Source organism: Oligoflexus sp., from assembly GCF_035638955.1.
Classification (GTDB): Bacteria; Bdellovibrionota_B; Oligoflexia; order Oligoflexales; family Oligoflexaceae; genus Oligoflexus.
The window spans coordinates 43,164-62,556 of the sequence record NZ_DASQYZ010000207.1 but is presented as its reverse complement, the minus strand read 5'-3'; the positions used below and the strand labels follow the sequence as shown (position 1 = coordinate 62,556).

The window sequence follows — 19,393 nt, the reverse complement described above, 5'->3', positions numbered from 1 at the left end:
AAAGGAAAATGACGATGAACATTCAAACCATGGGATGTGAAATGACATCTCTGCAAAGACAAACCGGAGTATGGGACAGTCGATACTTTAGCCAGTTGCAGAAACCATTTTCACCGCCACGTCGCCTTGTTCTGATTGACGACGATCCCAGTTTTTTGGCCATAATGCAGCGTTTGGCGGACATGGAAGGAATCCCGCTCGACTGCTTCGAACAGCTTGAAGATATCGGAGTTATGGATCTCTTTAAGAAATATGATGCCGCTATATTGGATTATGATCTGGGTGACCAGACCGCTGTGGACATCTCTCTCTATCTGAATTGCTTCATCAAGGAGCTGCCCACGCTGATCATCAGTGCCAAGGATCGCACTCAAGAGTGCAAGGACCTGCCACGCTGCGTGAAGTCCGTGCTTCGGAAATCCGCAGGCTACCGCTATATCCTTGAGCTTGCTGTTCGACTCAGCCAAAACGAGGACTATGGCATGAACTGATCGAGTTTAGCTGGCCAGAGTGATGAGGGCAGCCCCACTCATGGCCAGACAAATGGCGATAACCTTGGAGCGGGTCAGCTTTTCCTGCAGAAAAATGATCGCAAAAATCAGGGTAAAAATCGTGGACGTTTGATTGAGTAGAGCTGCCACCGAAGCCTGCAGGTACTTGTAACCCGCCACCCAAAGTATAATCGACAGATAGGCGCTTAAAACACAGCCACTGAGCAGAATGGCCTTATGAGGCGCTGTGAAAAATTCACGGAAGCGGGCTCGACGGTCACCAACCATGGCGAAAATCAGCGCGGATCCCACGACGCCCGCTGTCATCCGTATGGTCACGAGTGAAATGAGACTCGTGCTGTCGAACAGCGGCTTGACCAGGATAATTCCCAGCGCAATCAGGAACAGGCCCATGGCCATCAGCAGCACGCCTCGGCTTTTGCCGGGTGGATCCTTGGGATCGTCGCTGCTGGGCGTTGGCTTGACAAAAAGCAGTGAGGCCACGATAAAAGCGCCGCCGACGAACATGGTGAGGGTTGGTTTTTCGCCTAAGAAGAGCACCGACAGGATAATGACAAAAGGGGCAAAAAGACACTCCAGGATGCCGACGTGCGAGGCATGGAGATGCTGCATGGCTCGCAGCACAAGACCATCCGCTACACCAATCCCCAAAAAGCCACTCAGAAGCAAAAGTGATGTTTCGCGCGCTGGCGGCACCTGCACCCCACCATCGACAATCCATGCGGTCAGCAGGAGCAGCACGAGGCCAATCACATTCTTGCCAAGATTCAAAGCCAGCGGATGGATGCGCGCGCCCGATTTTTTCATAAGGATGATCGACAGCGACCATACCATGGCACAGCTGATGGCGAGCAGGTTGCCTAACATGAAATTTTGCCTTTCTGAGCAGACCGGGGATCAGGGTTGTTCCATGAGGTCGAGGAAGTCTTCGACAGTCCAGTTGCTTTGGTTGATGTTGATGCGAAATGGTTTATTGATGCGTTGCCCAAGCAGCTGGCGGAACTCGGCCTGATTCATAAAGCGTTGGTTAAATTCTTCGGGGAGGGGCAGGGCAACCTGACCCATTTCAGAGGCAACGTAAATCAGGGGGCGAACCCGATCAATGCCACAGACCTGCTGACGAAAGTGATCAAACGGCTGTGTCTCTGAGCGCACGACAGCTTCCGAGGCATCGCTGTAGTGGATGCGATGATAGGTGAGACTTTGGGCATCGAGTTTTTCGATTTCAAAGAGGTCGTATTCCATTCCCAAAAAGGCCAAAAGACTGAGGCGCAGTGTCCAAACCGTATCGGATTTTATTTCTTTGCGTTCCAGGCCATGGAGGAACGTATGATTGTTAATGATGGATGACCAATCGATCTGACGAAGGTATTTGCATTCGGCGTCATCTTCCGGATGCGTAGCTCCCGTGTTTTCTGCGGCGTCCGCTGACCCCTGAGACTGACGAGCCTCCTGGGCGAATTCCTCGATGTAAACAGGATGCGCAATCATGCGGCTCTCACGGAATTTATAATAGCCGTAGCTGGCTCCTGCCAGTGTACTGACGAAGATCGCAATCCATAGAATGAGGCGCATGGAAATCCTTTAAGGATACAGGACGGGCCACAAGAGGCACATGGCCTTGTACTATAGCGAAATCCAAAGGATTGTCCACAGTGGTCCCTTGCAATGCTGTTTTGGCCGCATTGTCAGCGGGGACGCCGCAAATTTCCCAAGAAAATTGATGCCATCTTACCAGGGTTGAATCGAAATGGGCTTCCTCAAAATCTTAATGACCACCGTGGTGCCAGCTCCTGGAACTGATTTCAGGTCGACCTGGCCTCCGATCCGGTCGATATGAGTGCGGACCAGGTCCATGCCCACGCCGCGTCCTGAGAGGGTTGTCACGTGGTCGGCCGTGGAAAGACCGGGGGCGAAGATCAGTTGCCAGGCTTCCTGGTCACTCATGTGCTGGACCGATTCGGCTGTCATAAGGCCTTCCTGGATGGCCTTTTCAGCGATTTTTTTGCGGTTCAGGCCTCGCCCATCGTCCGCTATTTCGATGATGAATCGCTCCTCTTCCAAGGACGCACGCACCGTGACGGTTCCCTGTTCAGGCTTGTGCTGAGCCAGGCGATCCGCAGGTGATTCAATGCCGTGATCCACCGCATTGCGAATGATATGAGTCAGGGGATCTTTGAGCGCTTCAAGCATGGCGGGATCCAGTTTGATTGCGGTGCCTTCCAGTTTGAGTTCAATGACCTTGCTCAGATCGCGCGCCAGATCAGAAACCATGCGAGGATAGCGGTTCAGTATGCTGCTGATGGGTTGCATGCGGAGGCGGGCCAGCTCGTGGCAAAATTCCGTGGACAGGCTATCCGCGTGTTCCTGTCGATCCTTTTTCACCATTTCCAGAAGGCGCTGAATATGATCCAGGCCTTTTAAAATAAGATCAACCCGAACGTCCGCACTTTGCAAGGACTCGGCGAGGCGGGCGATCTGCTGAAACCCAAAGACCTCAGCTGATCCTTTCATGGTCTGAAAATCCAAGGCCAGGGCACGATCGTGCTCCGGAGCCGGACCCGTCTGTCCCATGGCGGTGAGCGTGGCTCGAATGCGTTCCAGCAGGTCCTGGCACTCGTCCCGGTATTCCTGGATGGCTTCATCCCTTAATTGCATGTTCAAGGCTCCGCGCGACCTGTGAAAGAAAAACATAGCGTTTCAGAAGGTTTGAGGCGATGCTGAACTGAGTGGTGATGTCATGCGATTTCGTTTTCGCCCGCGGATCCTCATAAATATGTAGGAAGCCCGTGAGCCCAGACCAATCCAAAATCCCTGAACCACCATTGGTGGTATGCGCAATTCGAAAGATATTTTGAATTGAATTGGAGTCTTGCTTGAAAATGCAAGCCATTGATGTCACCCATTTCAAAATCCGGCCCAACAACGATAATATTATTATATTCGTCAGGAATAAGTGCCAGGCCTTCAATGGGATCAGCCGCGCATATAGCTTCGAAGCGTATGCTCTGGGTATAATCCATAGGAGGCTCCATCATGGCTGGCGTAGCATCGTCGCAAACTCAAGCTGGTAAGCTTTTGTGGGCCATGGTTTTTGAGGAGCTGTGAACAAACCAGGAAAAAGTCTTTAACTCAAGGGCGTTTCGCGCGGGGTAGGGACAGAAACCTGAGTATTTTGTATAGTTTAAGGTGGGCCGTTGAATTGAGGCTCGAATGGGCCTCAATGGGGAATGCAGGGGGAAGGGATGGCAGTCGGCAAGATCAAGGAACCAGCACAGATTAAGACCAGCAGCACCGCTGAGTACTTTGCCAAGAATCTGCAGCAGGTCGGCTTCTCCTCGCCCACCAAGGCGGTTTTGACAACGCTGAAAGAAGCGTTCGATAACTCTTTGGATGCATGCGAGGAACATAATATCCTGCCCACGATTCATGTGCTGATCGAGCGCAAGGGTAAAGGAGCCACCAAGAACACGGATCTCATTCTGATCCGGGTGGAGGATAACGGGCCAGGCATACCGGTCAAGGAATTGCAAATGGTGTTCGGCGAGTACCTCGCTTCATCCAAATTCGGCCGTGGACGCTGCACACGGGGCCAGCAAGGGATCGGTATTTCCGCTGCCACGACCTGGGCGATGCAAACCGCAGCTCAGGGTGTGAAGGTCATCACCAAGTGCAAAGGCCAAAAGAAGGCCACGTCCTGTATTATTGAAATCGATCTCAAGAACAACAAGGGCGTGTTCAAGGACAAGGAAGAGATCGTCTGGGATCATCCACACGGCACCAGCGTTGAATTCCTGATCGATGGCCGCGTGCAGATGAACGGGGAAGCCGGGATCCTGGCTTTTTTGAAGAGCAACGTGCTGGTCAACCCTCATCTTGAACTCCATTATAAGTTAATGGACGACGAGGAAGTTCATATCGAACGCGTGGCCACCAAGGTCCCGCACATTCCCGAAGCCACGGCGCCGCACCCGCACACCATGAAGCTCGGCGAGTTCCTGGCTCACGGTAAACTCTTTGGCAAGATTTCGGTTCGCGAATGGCTCCTCACTGCTTTCTCGCGCGTGACGGAACCCGTCATGCAGGAAATGATAGCCAATCATGGCATTTCGAAAAAAATGCTGGATAATACCCTGGCCGAGATGAATGAAGAGCATCGCAAGGCTCTATTTACTGCCATTCAGAATGCTTCCCTGCTGCCGCCGTCGACCAATTCGGTCCTGGCGATTGGGGAAGCCGGTCTGGCCAAAAGCATTCTTCGTCTGGGTGAAGTGGATTATTTCTCGGTCGTGTCCCGTCGTCCGGCGATCTGTGACTTCAAGCCGATTCAGGTTGAAGTGGCCATGGCGCGCTTGGAAGAGCGGGGCAGCAAGGCTGAAGGTGAAGACGACGAAGCCTGTCAGGTCCTGCGCTTTGCCAACCGCGTGCCTCTGCAGTTCGACAAGGCCGGTTGTGCGATCGTCAAAGCCATCACTTCGGTCAACTGGAAAGTCTACGGCATGAAGCAGGCCCGCGGTGCGATTCCGCAGGGGCCTTATATTATCGCCGTTTCCATCGTTTCGCCCTTTATCAAATTTAAAAACGCTTCCAAGGAAACGATCGATGCCTCGGATGAACTCGTCGAAGAAATTCGCCGAGCGTTGATGCAGGGTGGACAGAGACTGTCCCGCCACCTGCGCCGTGAGCATAAGGAAGCTATGCTGGAAAGCAAGATGGCTCACATCGAGCAGTTTGCACCGATTCTGGTCGAAGGTCTGGTGCGCATGACCTCGTCGGGCGATGATCGCCGGCAGGCGGCCCACCGTGGTCTGCTTAAAATCCTGGGACGCGATACGCAGGAAGCAGCCAAGGAGCTGGAAGAAGCGGAAGCTCAGCTCGACGTCGCCATCAAGCGCAAGAAGAAGCGTTTGGGTGCTGCTTATGAACTGACCCTGACCAACGCGGAAAAAGGCATTACGGATGATGAAGAGGACGAAGAGGAACTAACGCCTGCATCCGACGATCGCCCTCGCGGCAGCAAGCGTGGGAAATCCCGTGAAGTGGTCGACGAAATCGATGTCGAGGAGCTGGCCGAGGAAACGGTGACATCCGGGAAAAAGACCAAGGTGAAGGCTATCGCCAAGAGCAAGGCCGAAGCCGCCCGTAGCACAGCGAAAGCGGCCGCCAAAGCCCCACCACCTAAAACCAAAGCCAAAGGTCAAGCCGCCGCCAAGGAAGCTCCGAAAGCTTCGGCTCAAGGCACGACCAAAAAAGCTCCTAAAGCGGCCAAGGCTACCAAGGCCACCAAGGCCACCAAGGCCACCAAGGCCACGAAGCCGGCTGCAAAAAAGACCAAGCCCAAGCCGACTAAAAAAGTTCCCAGCAAGGGCAAGAAAAAGTAAGCAAAGGAGTTCAATAATGCGCGGCAAGGTTCTACAGCACGATATACCTGATTTGTCGATTGAGCTGTGCGAGAGACTGCTGAAGGATCTGGAAAAAGCCAAACGCCCGGTGATTGAAGCCACCAAGTGTAGTCTGGATAACGCCCTCTACGACTTTAAAGTAGGCTTTCTGACTCCTGGCAAAAAGAAGGTGACGACGGAGCTGAACGTGGCGTCCGTGAAAAAAATGTCACGGGCGGTCTTCATGCTGGAGATTCTGCTGCGAAACATCGCCACGGGTGCGGTCAACACCAAGCGCGAGCTTTACTATATTTCCAAAGGTGAAGTGAAGCATAACGCCTTCATGAAACCCATCGACTTTGGTGATCAGGATGAATCTGATGGCATTATCGATTTCATCTGCGAGATCCTGGAATGTTACCGGGAAGAGCTGAATTGCTATGCCAACGACCGCGGGGGGCAGACTTACTCCCAGCAGCTGGTCGTCGAAGAATCGCTGTCGGATGGAACCAGCGCCACGATTGATCTTTCTCAGCTCGGTACCTCGCCATTTCAGCCAAAAAACCGGCCACAAAATCTGACCCTGCGGGCTCGTAAAAAAATCGACTATTGTCTGATCGTCGAATCGGAAGGTACGGCGAACACTTTGGTAGCGAATGGTTATACCAAGCGGCACAACTGCATCCTGGTTGGTGCTCAAGGTGTGCCTTCGAACGCGGTACGCGGTTGGCTCAGGCGGATTCAGGATCAGCTGCAGGTGCCTTTGTATTTCTTCGGCGACCTTGACGCCTATACGATGCAGAACATCTTCCGGACCCTGAAAGCTGGTTCGGCTGCCTCACTCATTCGGAACTCCAATTATTCGGCTCCGGACGTCAGATTTTTGGGCGTTTTGCCCGAAGATATCAAGAAATACGATTTGAATGACTACCCCGTTAAAGAGAACGATGCGCAGGAAGTCAGAGCCTTGAAAAAGGCCAGAGACGCCTTGGCGAACGATCCGTTCTTCCGTGACAAACGCAACAAGGGCCTTGCTGATATTCTGCGTTGGCTCCTTGAAAACAAGCGTCGTTGCGAACAGCAGGCGTTTTTCACCGTCGATCCACGTGATCCAACCATGCCAGAAAAAATCATAGTAGAGAAGATCAAGAGCGGCATATATGTTTGATATTATTTACTTATTTTGGCGAATAAGGCGCCAGGGAGAGTGATTGAAGCAGTGTTCGTTCCTACTCGGAAAAAATGGGTAGGCCTCAGATTGCCTTCTTTTCTTCAACTGGAACTTTCTGTAAGATTGAAGATAGGAGAGGTTTAAGGCCTTGTGATTTGCGGTAACTGATTCACACGGAAGATAGATATGGCTCAACACGATGATGGTTCTATGAAGGCTCTTGTGGAGTACGTGGCGAAAGCTCTGGTGGATGAGGTTGATCGTATCGAAATCAGTGAGATCACGGGAAACCAGACCAATATCATTGAACTCAAGGTCGCCAAAGAGGACATCGGCAAGGTCATCGGTCGTCAGGGAAGGACTGCGGATGCGATCCGTACTATCCTCAACTGCGCTGCTGCCAAGCTGAATAGGCGTTACATCCTTCAAATTATTGACGAGTAAAGACGATGTCCCCAGATCAGGCCAGCGCAGTTATCCTGGCTGCGCTCGAAGGCACTTCGCTTTCCGCTGAAGAGCAGAAGTGCTTCCAAAGACTACCGCCAGCAGGATTCACACTCTTCCGTCGTAATCTTTCACCTGAATTCGCAAGGGTTCGGCGTCTGTGTACGAGCCTTCAATCCTTGATTGATGCAAGTGCGCCGCCGATGATGCTTGCAATCGATCAGGAAGGTGGACGGGTTGCCCGCCTGAAACAACCGTTTCCTGACGGTGGACCAGCCATGCTCCTGGCTGAAGGGCGCGTGGATACCGATGCCCTGCTGACTGTGGAAAATCATGGCTACATAGTGGGATCGGCGTTGGCCGGGCTTGGGTTGAATGTCAACTTCGCCCCGGTCGTCGACGTCCTAAGCAATGACGATAATACTGCCATTGGTGATCGTTGCTTTGGTCGCAGCACTGAGTCTGTGACGCAACGTGCGTTCGCTTATTTGCATGGGCTACAGGCGTCAGGTGTTCTGGGTTGTCTGAAGCATTTTCCCGGGCAGGGTGATGCCGGAGCGGATACCCATGAGCAGGGAACCGTGATTGACGCCAGCATGGATACTTTGTTCAACCGTGAACTCATGCCCTTTCTGGCTTTGATGAACGAATGCCCCATGGTGATGATATCCCACGCGGTCTATCCTGCGTTGGATGCCGAACTGCCCGCCAGTCTTTCGACCAAGGTGATGCAGGGGTTTTTACGTGATCGCCTGAAATACAAGGGTTTGATCGTTACCGATGATATGAACATGAAAGCCATCGCGCAGGACCGGGAAAGCTGGACCGCAGCGGTGATCGCCTCAGTTGCCGCGGGGGCGGATCTGGTTCTCGTGTGCCGGGAATTGGACCGTTATCGTTGGGCTGTTGATGCTCTGTCACGTGAGGCGCAACGGAGCTTTAGCTTTCATCGGCGAATGAACGAAGCCCAGAAGAAACTGGCGGAAGTGCGGGTCCGGCTGCGGCGTTAACGCAAGCCGGGGAGACTGACCTGGTTAGCTTCCTGACTCGGCTGCTGAGACTGCCTGTGACGAGCGATGGCGAATCACACGTAGCCTTTCAATGCGATGGCGATCGACCTCAGTGACCTCAAAGGTCAATTCCCCATGAGTCACAGTCTGACCGACTTCCGGCAAATGGCCCAGCAACTGGGTCATCCAGCCCGCCATGGTATCGACTTCACCTTCCACATCCTTGGCGAACGACTCATTCAAATCAAAGAAATCCATGAACTCGGTGATGTTCACATACCCGGCCACATCATAGACGTCATCCTCGATCTGCAGGATCGCGGCTTCTTCCGCATCAAATTCATCCTGAATATCGCCGACGATTTCCTCGAGGATATCTTCCATCGTCACAAGGCCAGCTGTCCCGCCATATTCATCGATGATGATGGCCATATGGTTCTTGGATTGCTTCAATTCCTTGAAGACTTCCATCAGGGGTTTGCTTTCCGGTACGAATTGAGGTTCGCGCATCACGGCGGTCAAAGGCGTGGGCTGATTGGTGGCGGCTTTGGAACGTTTGGGATCGGACAGATACCGCAAAAGATCCTTGGCGAAGACAATGCCCATCACGTTATCGATCTGCTCGTCATAAACGGGCAAACGCGAATGACCGGACTGAATGATCGTGCGAACCGCCTGATCGATACTATCGTTCTTTTCCACAGCGAAAATATCGGTCCTTGGCGTCATGACTTCGCGGACTTTGGTTTCGTCGAACTCAAAGACACCGTTGATCATGTCCTTTTTCATATCCTCGATGACGCCGGATTTTTCCCCGACTTCCAGAAGGTATTCGAGTTCCTCTTCGGTGATCGCAGCTTGCAGGGTTTGATCGCTGCCCAGTTTGCGAATCACAAAATTAGCCAGTTCCGAGAACAGCCAGATGATGGGAAAGAACAAGCGATAGAGAACATACATCACCATCATCGCGACGCGCGCCACCTGCTCGGAGTTCGCACGGGCGAATGATTTTGGGATGATCTCGCCGAGCACCAAAAAGAGCAGGGTCACAACCCCGATGGCCACGCTGATCGCCTGATCACCAAAGAACCGCATCGCGAGGTCAGTGGCCACCACGGACGCCATGACCTTGCAAAAGTTATTAAAGATCAGAATGGTGGTGAGAACGCGCGAAGGTTGGGCCAGCCAGAGCCGCAGCGATTGCGACATCTGTTCCTTGCGGGCCACGATTTGCCGCATTTTCAAAGCACCCAGCGACGTGATCGCGGTTTCGGCCGCCGAAAAAAACGCAGCACCGATGATCGACAGGCCGATCACCAGCATTTCAGTAAGATCTTGGGAAAGGGCAAAGTCCATCGCTTAGCCTCTAACCTCGCAGCAGCCCGTCCAGAGGGGGCTTTGCTCGGCACGTTCGAGGAAAGCCATGATCGCCTGCTGTTCGGCGATCATACGTTGTTCGTCTTCAGGTTGCAGATGGTCGTGTCCACATAGATGCAGAATACCATGCACCAATAGAAAAGCGGTTTCGCGATCGAGCTTGTTTCCGATATTTTCAGCATTGGCCAGAGCATCCGCCGGGCTAATGATCACATCACCCAGCATCTGCGGGGGCATGTCATCGTCCTGGTGCGACTCCGGCAAAGGCCACTGGGGTGGCGCAAAATGCAAAGGTTCCGCCCATTCCTCTTGAGGGAAGGACAGAACATCGGTGGATTGATCCTTGCCGCGATATTGATGATTGAGGGTCTTCATTTCATCCTGGTCGATAAAATCCCAGGACACTTCATAATCAGGCAGACCCAGGCCGGCGCAAATCACGCGCGACAGGCGATCGATAATCGGTGCCTGGATTTCAAAATGGTGCAGGGGCGTCTCGACGATAAATGAGGGACGACTGTCTGATTCCAAAGCTTTTTTCTACTCCTTGCGAAAACGACTTAAATTCACAGGGGCCGCATCCCCGGGCGCCGGCTCATCTTCGGCCGACTTCTTCTTGATCCGGAGTCCTCTCTGCATACTTTCCAGAGGGGCAACCTGGCAGCGGGGAAGCGTGTTCGTATCCCTGCTCTGTGAATTCAAAGCTACCACATCTTGCGCGAATCTGGCGAGATCCGTTCCGGCCCACTGAGACGCCGCAGGACCAGATCCATCCTGGGCCGCATGATCCTTGAAGGCAAGGATGATGCCATCTTCTGGTTTTCGATAGGGTTTTTCGCTCATGCCCGCCGATTCTCCTGTGTGGACTTCATACGATTCGGCAGGTTGAGGCTGAGTCTTGATGGGGAAAAACTTACAGATCGGTCCGGATTGGGCCTTTGGAGGTCCAACAGAATTCATGACAAGGCAAACCCTGCTCACGGAATAGTCTCTCAAAGCGACTGGTGTAGATCCCCGATGGTATCCCTTGGCGTGTTTGGTGCTGTTCCCAAACGCTTGGGTCAAAGGCTTCGCAAACATCGGTGTAGTAAGGCTCACAGTCGGTCTTGAGCCAAAAAAAGCCACCCGGTTTCAGCTTTTTCTGCAGAATGCGCACAAAATCCTGCTGGACCAGACGATTTTTCATCTGGCGTTTCTTTTGGGCCCAAGGATCAGGGAAAAAGATAAAAATTCCGTCCAGTTCGCCATCCGCAAAGACCTGGTCCAAGGCTTTGGCGTTGCAGAGAACGCTCACCATATTGCGGGACCCTTGGGCGAGGCTTTTTTGGGCCACCTTCACGACTCGTTTGAAGGTGATGTCCATGCCAATAAAGGCAGTCTCAGGATGCTCCGTCGCCATTTTCAGGATGACTTCGCCAAAGTGACTGCCGATTTCCAAAATCAGCTGCTGGGGTGTTTCACCCATAGCGTCTGCGAAGTGCTGGCGCCATTGCCCAGGCAAACTTTCCATGGCCGGACCATAGAGCAAGGGTAGATCACCGGATTCCATGCCTTCCTTGAGAAGGGTCAGGTAGCGATTGACCTCGGGCCGCATACGCTCCAGGGGATCGTGAAAGGGATTGGCAGTCTTGATGGGCATGTAAGAGGGTTCCTTTGAAGTCCGGAGGCGAGTCCATCGTACCTTAGTGGGCTGTTATAAGCCGGATTCTGTCGAGTCCCGAAAGACCCCGACTGTCATTAATCTGGGATTGACGTTACCGTCAACCTCGGGCGGCCTACCCAAGGGCTGGATCGGGCCGATCTTGTTCCTTTGATCCTCAACATCCGAACATAAATTGAGGTCGCCCTCAACGCTACGTACGTCTTATGAAGCCGCCGGAACCCCTTTGTTTGGCCTTGCATCGAATGGGGTTTACCTAGCCAGCCTGTTACCAGGACTGCTGGTGAGCTCTTACCTCACCGTTTCACCCTTACCGGCCTGTCCTTGCGGTCAGGCAGGCGGTTTACTTTCTGTTGCACTTGCCGTCGGGTTTCCCCGCCTGGCCGTTAGCCAGCATTCTGCCCTGCGATGTCCGGACTTTCCTCGATTCAGCGAACTGAACCGCGACAGTCTAAACCCTCATAGTACGATGGACTCGCCTATCGGAGTCCTTGGATAAGAGAAAAGGAGCAGTCTGTCAACCAGGATAAGCGAAAGGCGAGGCAGGACGCGGAAATAAACGCCGTCTTTTTCTACAAACTGTCGGCAGCCTCAACACACGATTCAGGTTAATTCACTGGAATCACATCGGGACAGCAGGGCATAGTCTTTGCTGACAAAACTTCATGACAAGCCACAACAATAGGGGAAACCTGATGAGAGCCATGACAGCCGGAATCGTGCTTGCCGTCCTGAGTGTTGCGTGCGGTCGCCACGTGGAGCAGAAAAGTGCGGTCCAAAGCATTGCTTCGACCGCCAATGATCACTTGATTGCCGATGTGGAAGCAGCCACTCAAGTTAACCAGGAATTGAAACTCAGTCAGGTCATCGCCCGAAAGGAATACTACGGCCTCAGCGAGCGGGAAGTGAAGATTATCCGTGAGGCCTTCACAGCCGCGGAATATGATCGGCTGGTCCTGAAATTCCTGGATCCGAATCAGAAGCGCGGCCTGGCGTCCCCACAGTGGGCCTTTATTCCTAACGTCTCGGATGACTCGGGCGAATTGAAGGAAATTGAGGTCGTCGATAAGCAGGGGCGTAAAGAGTTGATCGACGGAACGGATAGGGTGGAAGACCTGGCGTTCCCCCTTATCACCCTTGGATTTTCCGAGAAAATCGAAGGGGCCACCCAACTGAAATTGGCTGATGTTCCGGCGGCCGACGGTGGTCTGATGCTGAATTCCCTCGAATTCAGTAACGATCATGAGCCATGGATCAAAGGCGGCGCGGAAGTCTATGCCGTGATCAGTTTCCTTGGCAAGGATGGCAAAGGCACCAGTGAGCTGGTGGAATTTCCATCCGTGGATAACGACGGGAAACGCTACGATCTGCGGCAGATCGTTCACCTGTGGCCGCAGAATAAATATCAGATCGCCAACATTGCCTTTTTTGAACATGATTCAGGCTATAACTATTCTGAGCTCACCAAAATTTTCATCACGGCGGCCACCAGTATCGTGACCTCGATCATTGATCCCACGCAAACCACAACGATCGCCATTGCGGGTTTGGTCGGACAACTGGCAGGTAAAATTGTGGATGCTCTTCCGGCTGGATCGTTGACCGATGACGACGATTATATGGACACGATTAACACCATCGAAAAATATGCGCCCGGCGTCCGTAGTGGAGTCAGCGGCAATGCCAGGGTTGAAATGTCTTTGTATCAGGTGAAAATCAACGACGAGTAACTTATAGGCAATTCTGCGCAAGCGAGGACGTCATCATGCAGGATGTCCTCGCCCGCTATCATCTATCTTCCTTGCCCCAGACCCTGTAAACTTTCTGCAAAGCCTGGCTTGGGCAGCTTGCTCAAGCGTATCTCAAATTCAATAGGCCTTATGCTCAAATTTCTTCGATCACCTCCAGCATTAGCGCAAAGTTTGCTGCTGGCCATCCTTCTGGCCTTGTTTGCAGGCAACGTCTTCGCCCAATCGCATCCCAGGACGTACGCCATCGGTGTGGAGGATGTCGACTATCCCCCTATCTTTAGCATTCAACAGGGTACCTTTACGGGCTATAGCCGCGACCTTTTGGATCTGTTTGCCCGTCATGAATCCATTCATTTCGTCTACCGGCCTTTTCCCATTCGGCGCCTGATGAAGGAATATGAAAAAGGCCATGTGGATGGCATTTTTCCAGACAATCCTAAATGGGATTCTGCCGATAAAAAGCGCTTTAAGGTTCATTATTCAGCGCCAGCTTTGACGTTTCAGGATGCGATCATGGTCCAGGCGGATCGGGTGGGTCAGCCCATGCAATCACTTGGTATCATCATTGGCTTTCAGCCTTGGAAATTCATGGACGATATCGAGGCCGGGCGCATCCGCGTTTCGAATGCTCCCGGCGCCGTCAGCCTTCTGCAGATGGTTTTGAATGGGCGGGTGGATGGCGGGAATGTGGCGCTGCAGGTGGCGCGTTATCATCTGGCGCGTTTGGGAAAACTTCACGCCCTGCAGCCTGATCCGAAACTTATGCCCCTGGTTAACAGCCACTATCATCTGTCGAGTGTTCGCTACCCGGAGCTGATCAAAAGTTTTGACAAGTTTTTGCTGAAGGAGCACATAGCTGTCAAAGCTTTGCAGCAGAAGTATGGTTTTTAACCTCGCGTGGCGATCACGCCGCATCCTTCTGGCTTTTTTCCTCGATCAGCAGAAAGGATCGAATGCGCCCTTTGCCTTTGATCTCGCGTTCACCGAGGGACTGCATATGAAAGCTGCTTTGCAGGCAGCGGAAGGTGGATTCGGTCACCTGAATTTTTCCGGGGACGCCGGATGACTCCATACGACTTGCGGTATTGACAGTATCACCCCAAAGATCATAGAGAAATTTCTTCGTCCCAATGACACCGGCCACCACCGGGCCTGTATTGATCCCGATACGGACCTCGAGCGTCTGCCCACGCGCATCACCGATGGCATGCAGTACGGTCAGCATATCCAGGGCCATCCGGGCCGTCGCCTCAGCGTGATCGGCTCGCTTTTCAGGCAAACCACCGACCACCATATAGGCATCGCCAATGGTTTTGATTTTTTCCAGGCCATGTTTTTCGGCCAGTTTATCAAAAGCCGAAAAGACTTCATTCAGCAGATTGACCAGATGCTCGGGGCTGACCTGGGTCGACATCGTCGTGAAATCCACGATGTCGGCGAAGAGAATGGTAACGTCAGGATAACTTTCCGCGATAACCCCGCTGTCCTCTTTCAGTCTGTTGGCAATTGCATCAGGCAGAATGTTATGAAGCAGACGTTCCGACTTGCCTTTTTCGATTTCAAGAAGCCCATGCAGGTCATCGTGGGCTTTCAGCATGCGGTTGATCGAATCCGCCAGCAGTCCAATTTCATCCGAGCCGCTCGAACTGATCCGTTGACTGAGATCCTGACTTCCACCCAGAGCCACCACCTCGGCCGTTAGCCGTGACATCCTTGAGAGGATCAGGCGCTCCAAGAGCCAGAGTATCATGGCGGAAAAAACCGTCGCGCAGATCACAACCGCTGTCATCAAATAATAAAGACTCTTCTGACCCTGGATGAATATGGTTCTTGGCAAATTCAAAAACATATAAAGCGCGGGTTTTCCATCCAGATCATGGATCACTTCCACAGCCAACAATTCCTGCCCGTTCAAAGGCTGCATGGCTCGGGCATGATCGGCTTCCAGACCCTGGGTCAAAGCCTGGTAGGAATCCGAAAGGCCAGACTCCTGCACCGACTTCCATTCCAGTTGTAAACGGGTTTGTTTAGCCAGCATCTGGTTCTCCACCTTGGACAGGAGACGACCGGTCACCATCAATCCCTGGGATGGGCCCTGCAGATTGCTTTGCAGAACCTCACGGCATACCACGAACATGACGCCATCCCGAGTTTGGACCAGACCTTTAACTGACGTTGCAGATTGCTGAGGCTTGAGTCGCGTGAGGCGGGATTGAATCGCTTCGTTCCAATGAGATGGCATGGGTATGGAGCGTCCTTCATCCAGGTCGAAGGCCCCTTGGTAAACCATGGATCCAGCCGGATCGACCAGAACGATGAAATTCCAGCGCGTGTTGCTGTAAGTTGAATCCACAAGGTTTACATCGGCAAAAGCCCGGTCACGACTGTTCATGAAACGGTAGAGGTCATCCCAGTAGCTGTAATCCTGGGTGGTCCGATCCATATGGTCCAAAGATCCCATGAGCGCATTCAAGCCGCGATCCAGGTTTTCCTCGGCATCCTGCCTCTCGATCTGCAGATAACTATCCAGAAGGATGGTGCGCAGACTCAAGGTCAGCACCACGAGCAAGGCGGCCAGAGTGAGGCCAGTAACAACCAGGGTTTTCAAGCGTAGTGACATGAGTCCATCCTTGCCTTGTTTCGCAGCAGGGATGGCATCGGTTGAGCGGAGGCGGAGCTGAATCCAATAACCTTTTACTTTTGATGCTGAATGTGGATTTTACTGGCAAAAGGGCAAGGGGGAATCTCCCAAGGCCGCTGGCATTCTTACGCCGCCTGGGGGATTGCGGCCGTTTCGCCTGATAATGAGTCCTGACCCTGCACCACGCGTGTGAGGCGAAGAACAGCGGCATCGAGCTGGCCCGACTCTTCGACCAGTTCGGTGCTGGACTCACTTGTTTCCATGGAAGTCGAAGCCGCTTTTTGCGTGGCTTCATCAATTTGCGATAGAGCAAGCACCACCTGGGACATGGCACGCGCCTGTTCCTGCGAGGCCTCCGAGATATCGGTCATGAGCGAGGTCGCTGATTCCGTGACCTCGACTATGTTTTTCAAATGATGGCTCATATCCTCCGCCAGTCGCGCCCCGTGCTTGGTGGAGTTGCTGTTGCTGCGGATGATGCTGGTAATTTCCTTGGACGCTGATGAACTCCGCTGCGCCAGGGAACGCACAGCCTCAGCCACCACCGCGAAACCTTTGCCGTGTTCGCCGGCTCGCGCCGCTTCAATTGCCGCATTCAAAGCCAGAAGGTTGGTCTGAAAAGCGATCTCTTCGATCATTTGAATGATTTCCTCGGCCCGCTTGCTCGAGGCCACAATGCTTTGCATGGCGGATTGCATTTGCTCCACATCCTTGAATCCGGCTCGCGCCGTTTGCAAGGACTCACTCGCCAGACTGCGCGCTTTCAACGATCGTTCGGAATTTTCCTTGATCATGCGCGATACGGATTCCGTGGTCGCCGCTGTTTCCTCGAGCGCAGCGGCATTCTCGGTGGTGAGCGATGCCAATAGTGAACTGGCTTCATTCAGAGAGTGACCCGTGTGACGAACTGAGTGACTGCTCCGGGTCACAATCTCGACCGATTGATTCACTTCCTGAACGAGTCGCAAAGCGACCCCACCCACCACGAGGCCGAGCAACGCAAACAGGATGACGGAAAAAATCACCATACGCATCAGCACCGAGCGAAAGGTTTCGTTCACGTCATCAAGGTAGACGCCGGCGCCGATGACCCAATTCCATTGGGGAATGAGTTTGACAAAGGAAACCTTGGGCACGGCCTGGCCTCCGGCATTGCTCGGGGAAGGCGCGACATGTGGCCTACCTCTCTGCACAACAATCATGCCTTGCGCATCGGAAAACGGTAAGAATTCTGTAGAAGGCGCGTCTTGAGGAAATTGAGGTGTGACGTTAAATTTCGGCGAAATTTTCGGAGTTTTCCAAAGGATAGGATTAGGCGGACGACTTCTGTGTGGTCCCCATGGAAGTCAGCATCTGATAATAGACCTGTCGGGCTTTGGGATCATCGCGGACGACTTCGTTGTGCGCCTGCAGATCGAATACGTTGAAGTCCCCTTGCAGAATGGAATCAAGATTCTTGTGCACCTGATCCTGCAGAATCAGGATGCTCTCGGGGACAGCGTTTTTTAACAGGACCTTCCGCATCCCTTCATAGCGCGTCGCCAGGACAATGGCGCGACCGTAGAGATCGTATTCCCGCGCTCCAGTTTCCGGATAGAACCCGGCGATACTGTCCATCGCAATCCCAATTCCACAGTGCACAGGTTCGAGCAATTGAAAGTGTCGGGCTTCCTGCTGAAACACGTCATGGAATTTCAAAGCCAATTCGTAGGCCCCCTGAGCAATGGAGCCGTGGGGTGAGCGAAAGGGATAGCCGACGCTGCAAAGGAATCCATCCCCCAGTTCCTTGATCCGGTAAGCCCCGGCGCGAAGCTCCAGACCATCATACCCTTCCATCATAATCTCATTGCAACGGCGGAAGACGCTGCGGAAAAAATCCTTGGCCTTCTCGTGCTGGATGCGCGAGCTGGACATGATATCAAAGCTAATGACACAGGCTTCGCCGGCATGGGTCGGCATCGTCTGCTCCAGCTGATATCCGGATTTGATCATGGAAAGTTGATGGGGATAGAACACCTTCATGAGCTGATCGTAACTATGGGCTTTGGCCTTCTGCTCGGCATGAATGGTGGCCTTGAAGCCTTTCAATTTATTAGCCTGGGCCAGCGAGAGGAGGCAGATTTTAAGGATGAGGAAGGTCACCTGGCTGTATTGGGTCACGAGATTGAGCGGCAGAAGATTCATGAAATTGGCAATCTGGCTGCTTGCCCCCAGCATATAGAAACACCAGGCGAAGCAATAAATCTTGACATAAAGTTGGGTGTCGCCCTTCCGTATCCTGGCAATCCCTGCATGGACGCACAGAACGATAGCAACAGTCGCGATAAGGATGCAGGCAAAGGTGGAAATATAGGTCAGGAAAGGAGCTGTGAGAATGGTAGGAACACAGAGCCAACCGGTGACCTTGACCCATTTGAACAGGAACGACGTCCGAGGTATGTCCAGAAACTGCGGAATGAACAGCATGGTCGCCAGTACCACCACTGATACACAGATCGATCCCATGAAATCGATCATGAGGTCAAAATTAAAAATTTCATGACAAAGACCAGGCAAAAGGCCCAACGCGAAGATCTGGTAAAAGAGGTGGGTCGCGATAAAAAGGCTATAAGACAGGAAAACGGTTTCGTTCAAACTGATATAGATAAAGAGATTGTAGATGAGGATCAGAAAGAGGCCGCCGAGGATCACATCCACATAGCTGCGGACAGCCGTTTCATGGCGGTAGAAATTGATCATGGACCAGACCCTGATGGGGATCTGCACGCTGGTATTACCGGCACCCCTAAAATAAAACTGATTGGCTCCACGCTTCAGGGGCACGAGGAAGGAATTGCTTCGGGTCTTGAGTTCACGTTCAGAATACGGAGCTTTCAGTCCGACACTCTTTTTGGACCAGCCACTGGCAGTCTGAGAGTACAGCACTAATTTGCTTAGGAAAAAGTAGTCGACATGAAAGACGACTTCACGATCCCGATCGCTGTTTATCGTAAAACGGCCCAGGACCGTATCGCGTATCATGCCGAAGTTCAGGGTTCGGTCCTGGGAAACCTGCAGGGGTCCATCGTTGAGCTCCTGGATGATGGCCTCCAGCTCAGGTTCGCCTTGCACCAGCTTGAATTCGATGTGAGTGCCGAGGTACCCGCCATCCCAGGGCCGGCTGTCGTCGATGACGAATTCGGACGCAAGCCCTTTCGCTCCAGCCAATAGAAGCAGGAAGCTTAGCCACCGAATATGATTCAGAAAATGTGTCATTCCAAGCCGAACCGTCCTGTGGGATTGGACCCAAGTCAAATCAAGGAATTACCGTCTTTCCTGTATCGGACTGTTGGTGATAAAAAGCAGTGCGGCTTTGAGTTTCGGGTTGCCGACAGGGCAAAATCGATTCCAGGCCATCGAAAGATTTGAAAATACCGGTCGACTTATTGGAAAATATTGCAGTGATC

General features: G+C 52.8%; 18 protein-coding genes and 1 other RNA gene. 7 read left to right on the top strand and 12 right to left on the bottom strand.

Annotated elements, in window-relative coordinates; all coding sequences use genetic code 11:
- The first annotated feature begins 8 nt into the window (after window positions 1-8).
- On the top strand, window positions 9-491 hold the full coding sequence (locus tag VE954_RS19160; protein ID WP_324955698.1) for a hypothetical protein: 483 nt from the start codon (window positions 9-11) through the stop codon (window positions 489-491).
- 6 nt (window positions 492-497) lie between these two features.
- Here VE954_RS19160 and VE954_RS19155 read toward each other — a convergent pair whose 3' ends face one another.
- From VE954_RS19155 to VE954_RS19140, 4 genes are all read right to left on the bottom strand, one after another.
- The gene (locus VE954_RS19155; protein WP_324955696.1) at window positions 498-1,379 is read right to left on the bottom strand and encodes a DMT family transporter; all 882 of its coding nucleotides are present in this window, start codon (window positions 1,377-1,379) and stop codon (window positions 498-500) included.
- Window positions 1,380-1,409: 30 nt separating this feature from the next.
- Window positions 1,410-2,087: a hypothetical protein gene (locus VE954_RS19150; RefSeq protein ID WP_324955694.1), complete on the bottom strand. Its 678-nt coding sequence runs from the start codon at window positions 2,085-2,087 to the stop codon at window positions 1,410-1,412.
- Window positions 2,088-2,243: 156 nt separating this feature from the next.
- Window positions 2,244-3,170 (bottom strand): chemotaxis protein CheA, encoded by a 927-nt coding sequence (locus VE954_RS19145; RefSeq protein ID WP_324955692.1) that lies wholly within the window; start codon window positions 3,168-3,170, stop codon window positions 2,244-2,246.
- A 110-nt stretch (window positions 3,171-3,280) separates the two neighbouring features.
- Window positions 3,281-3,535 carry a hypothetical protein gene (locus VE954_RS19140; protein ID WP_324955690.1) on the bottom strand — a complete coding sequence of 85 codons (255 nt, stop codon included), beginning with the start codon at window positions 3,533-3,535 and terminating at the stop codon, window positions 3,281-3,283.
- 222 nt (window positions 3,536-3,757) lie between these two features.
- Between VE954_RS19140 and VE954_RS19135 the strand changes: the two genes are divergently transcribed.
- The 4 genes from VE954_RS19135 (at window position 3,758) to VE954_RS19120 (ending at window position 8,518) form a co-directional block, all read left to right on the top strand.
- Window positions 3,758-5,893, top strand: coding sequence for a DNA topoisomerase VI subunit B (locus VE954_RS19135; RefSeq protein WP_324955688.1), 2,136 nt, complete (start codon window positions 3,758-3,760; stop codon window positions 5,891-5,893).
- A 16-nt stretch (window positions 5,894-5,909) separates the two neighbouring features.
- Entirely contained in the window at window positions 5,910-7,061 is a 1,152-nt protein-coding gene (locus VE954_RS19130) for a hypothetical protein (protein WP_324955686.1), read from the top strand.
- Between the two features lie 213 nt (window positions 7,062-7,274).
- Window positions 7,275-7,508 (top strand): KH domain-containing protein, encoded by a 234-nt coding sequence (locus VE954_RS19125; protein WP_141736834.1) that lies wholly within the window; start codon window positions 7,275-7,277, stop codon window positions 7,506-7,508.
- A 5-nt stretch (window positions 7,509-7,513) separates the two neighbouring features.
- Window positions 7,514-8,518 (top strand): glycoside hydrolase family 3 N-terminal domain-containing protein, encoded by a 1,005-nt coding sequence (locus VE954_RS19120; protein WP_324955682.1) that lies wholly within the window; start codon window positions 7,514-7,516, stop codon window positions 8,516-8,518.
- A 24-nt stretch (window positions 8,519-8,542) separates the two neighbouring features.
- Here the strand turns inward: VE954_RS19120 and VE954_RS19115 are convergent, their stop codons facing one another.
- The 5 genes from VE954_RS19115 to rnpB form a co-directional block, all read right to left on the bottom strand.
- Window positions 8,543-9,874, bottom strand: coding sequence for a hemolysin family protein (locus VE954_RS19115; protein ID WP_324955680.1), 1,332 nt, complete (start codon window positions 9,872-9,874; stop codon window positions 8,543-8,545).
- Between the two features lie 3 nt (window positions 9,875-9,877).
- Window positions 9,878-10,426: an rRNA maturation RNase YbeY gene (ybeY, locus tag VE954_RS19110; protein ID WP_324955678.1), complete on the bottom strand. Its 549-nt coding sequence runs from the start codon at window positions 10,424-10,426 to the stop codon at window positions 9,878-9,880.
- 9 nt (window positions 10,427-10,435) lie between these two features.
- Complete coding sequence (locus tag VE954_RS19105; RefSeq protein WP_324955676.1) at window positions 10,436-10,738, bottom strand: hypothetical protein; 303 nt, start codon at window positions 10,736-10,738, stop codon at window positions 10,436-10,438.
- 70 nt (window positions 10,739-10,808) lie between these two features.
- Window positions 10,809-11,534 (bottom strand): hypothetical protein, encoded by a 726-nt coding sequence (gene trmB, locus VE954_RS19100; RefSeq protein ID WP_324955674.1) that lies wholly within the window; start codon window positions 11,532-11,534, stop codon window positions 10,809-10,811.
- Between the two features lie 43 nt (window positions 11,535-11,577).
- Window positions 11,578-12,015: RNase P RNA component class A (gene rnpB, locus VE954_RS19095), an RNA gene on the bottom strand.
- A 235-nt stretch (window positions 12,016-12,250) separates the two neighbouring features.
- Here rnpB and VE954_RS19090 point away from each other — a divergent pair.
- Together VE954_RS19090 and VE954_RS19085 are read left to right on the top strand one after the other, a co-directional pair.
- Complete coding sequence (locus VE954_RS19090; protein ID WP_324955672.1) at window positions 12,251-13,285, top strand: DUF3103 family protein; 1,035 nt, start codon at window positions 12,251-12,253, stop codon at window positions 13,283-13,285.
- Window positions 13,286-13,435: 150 nt separating this feature from the next.
- Window positions 13,436-14,197 carry a transporter substrate-binding domain-containing protein gene (locus VE954_RS19085; RefSeq protein WP_324955670.1) on the top strand — a complete coding sequence of 254 codons (762 nt, stop codon included), beginning with the start codon at window positions 13,436-13,438 and terminating at the stop codon, window positions 14,195-14,197.
- 13 nt (window positions 14,198-14,210) lie between these two features.
- On the opposite strand, the gene VE954_RS19080 is transcribed toward VE954_RS19085, so the two are convergent.
- The 3 genes from VE954_RS19080 to VE954_RS19070 all read right to left on the bottom strand — a co-directional run bounded on the left by VE954_RS19080 (window position 14,211) and on the right by VE954_RS19070 (window position 19,202).
- Window positions 14,211-15,926 carry an adenylate/guanylate cyclase domain-containing protein gene (locus VE954_RS19080; RefSeq protein ID WP_324955668.1) on the bottom strand — a complete coding sequence of 572 codons (1,716 nt, stop codon included), beginning with the start codon at window positions 15,924-15,926 and terminating at the stop codon, window positions 14,211-14,213.
- Window positions 15,927-16,072: 146 nt separating this feature from the next.
- Window positions 16,073-17,149, bottom strand: a complete 1,077-nt coding sequence (locus VE954_RS19075; RefSeq protein WP_324955666.1) for a methyl-accepting chemotaxis protein — start codon at window positions 17,147-17,149, stop codon at window positions 16,073-16,075.
- A gap of 109 nt (window positions 17,150-17,258) precedes the next feature.
- A complete protein-coding gene (locus VE954_RS19070; RefSeq protein ID WP_324955664.1) occupies window positions 17,259-19,202 on the bottom strand; it encodes a 7TM diverse intracellular signaling domain-containing protein in 1,944 nt (647 codons plus the stop codon).
- Between the last annotated feature and the right edge of the window lie 191 nt (window positions 19,203-19,393).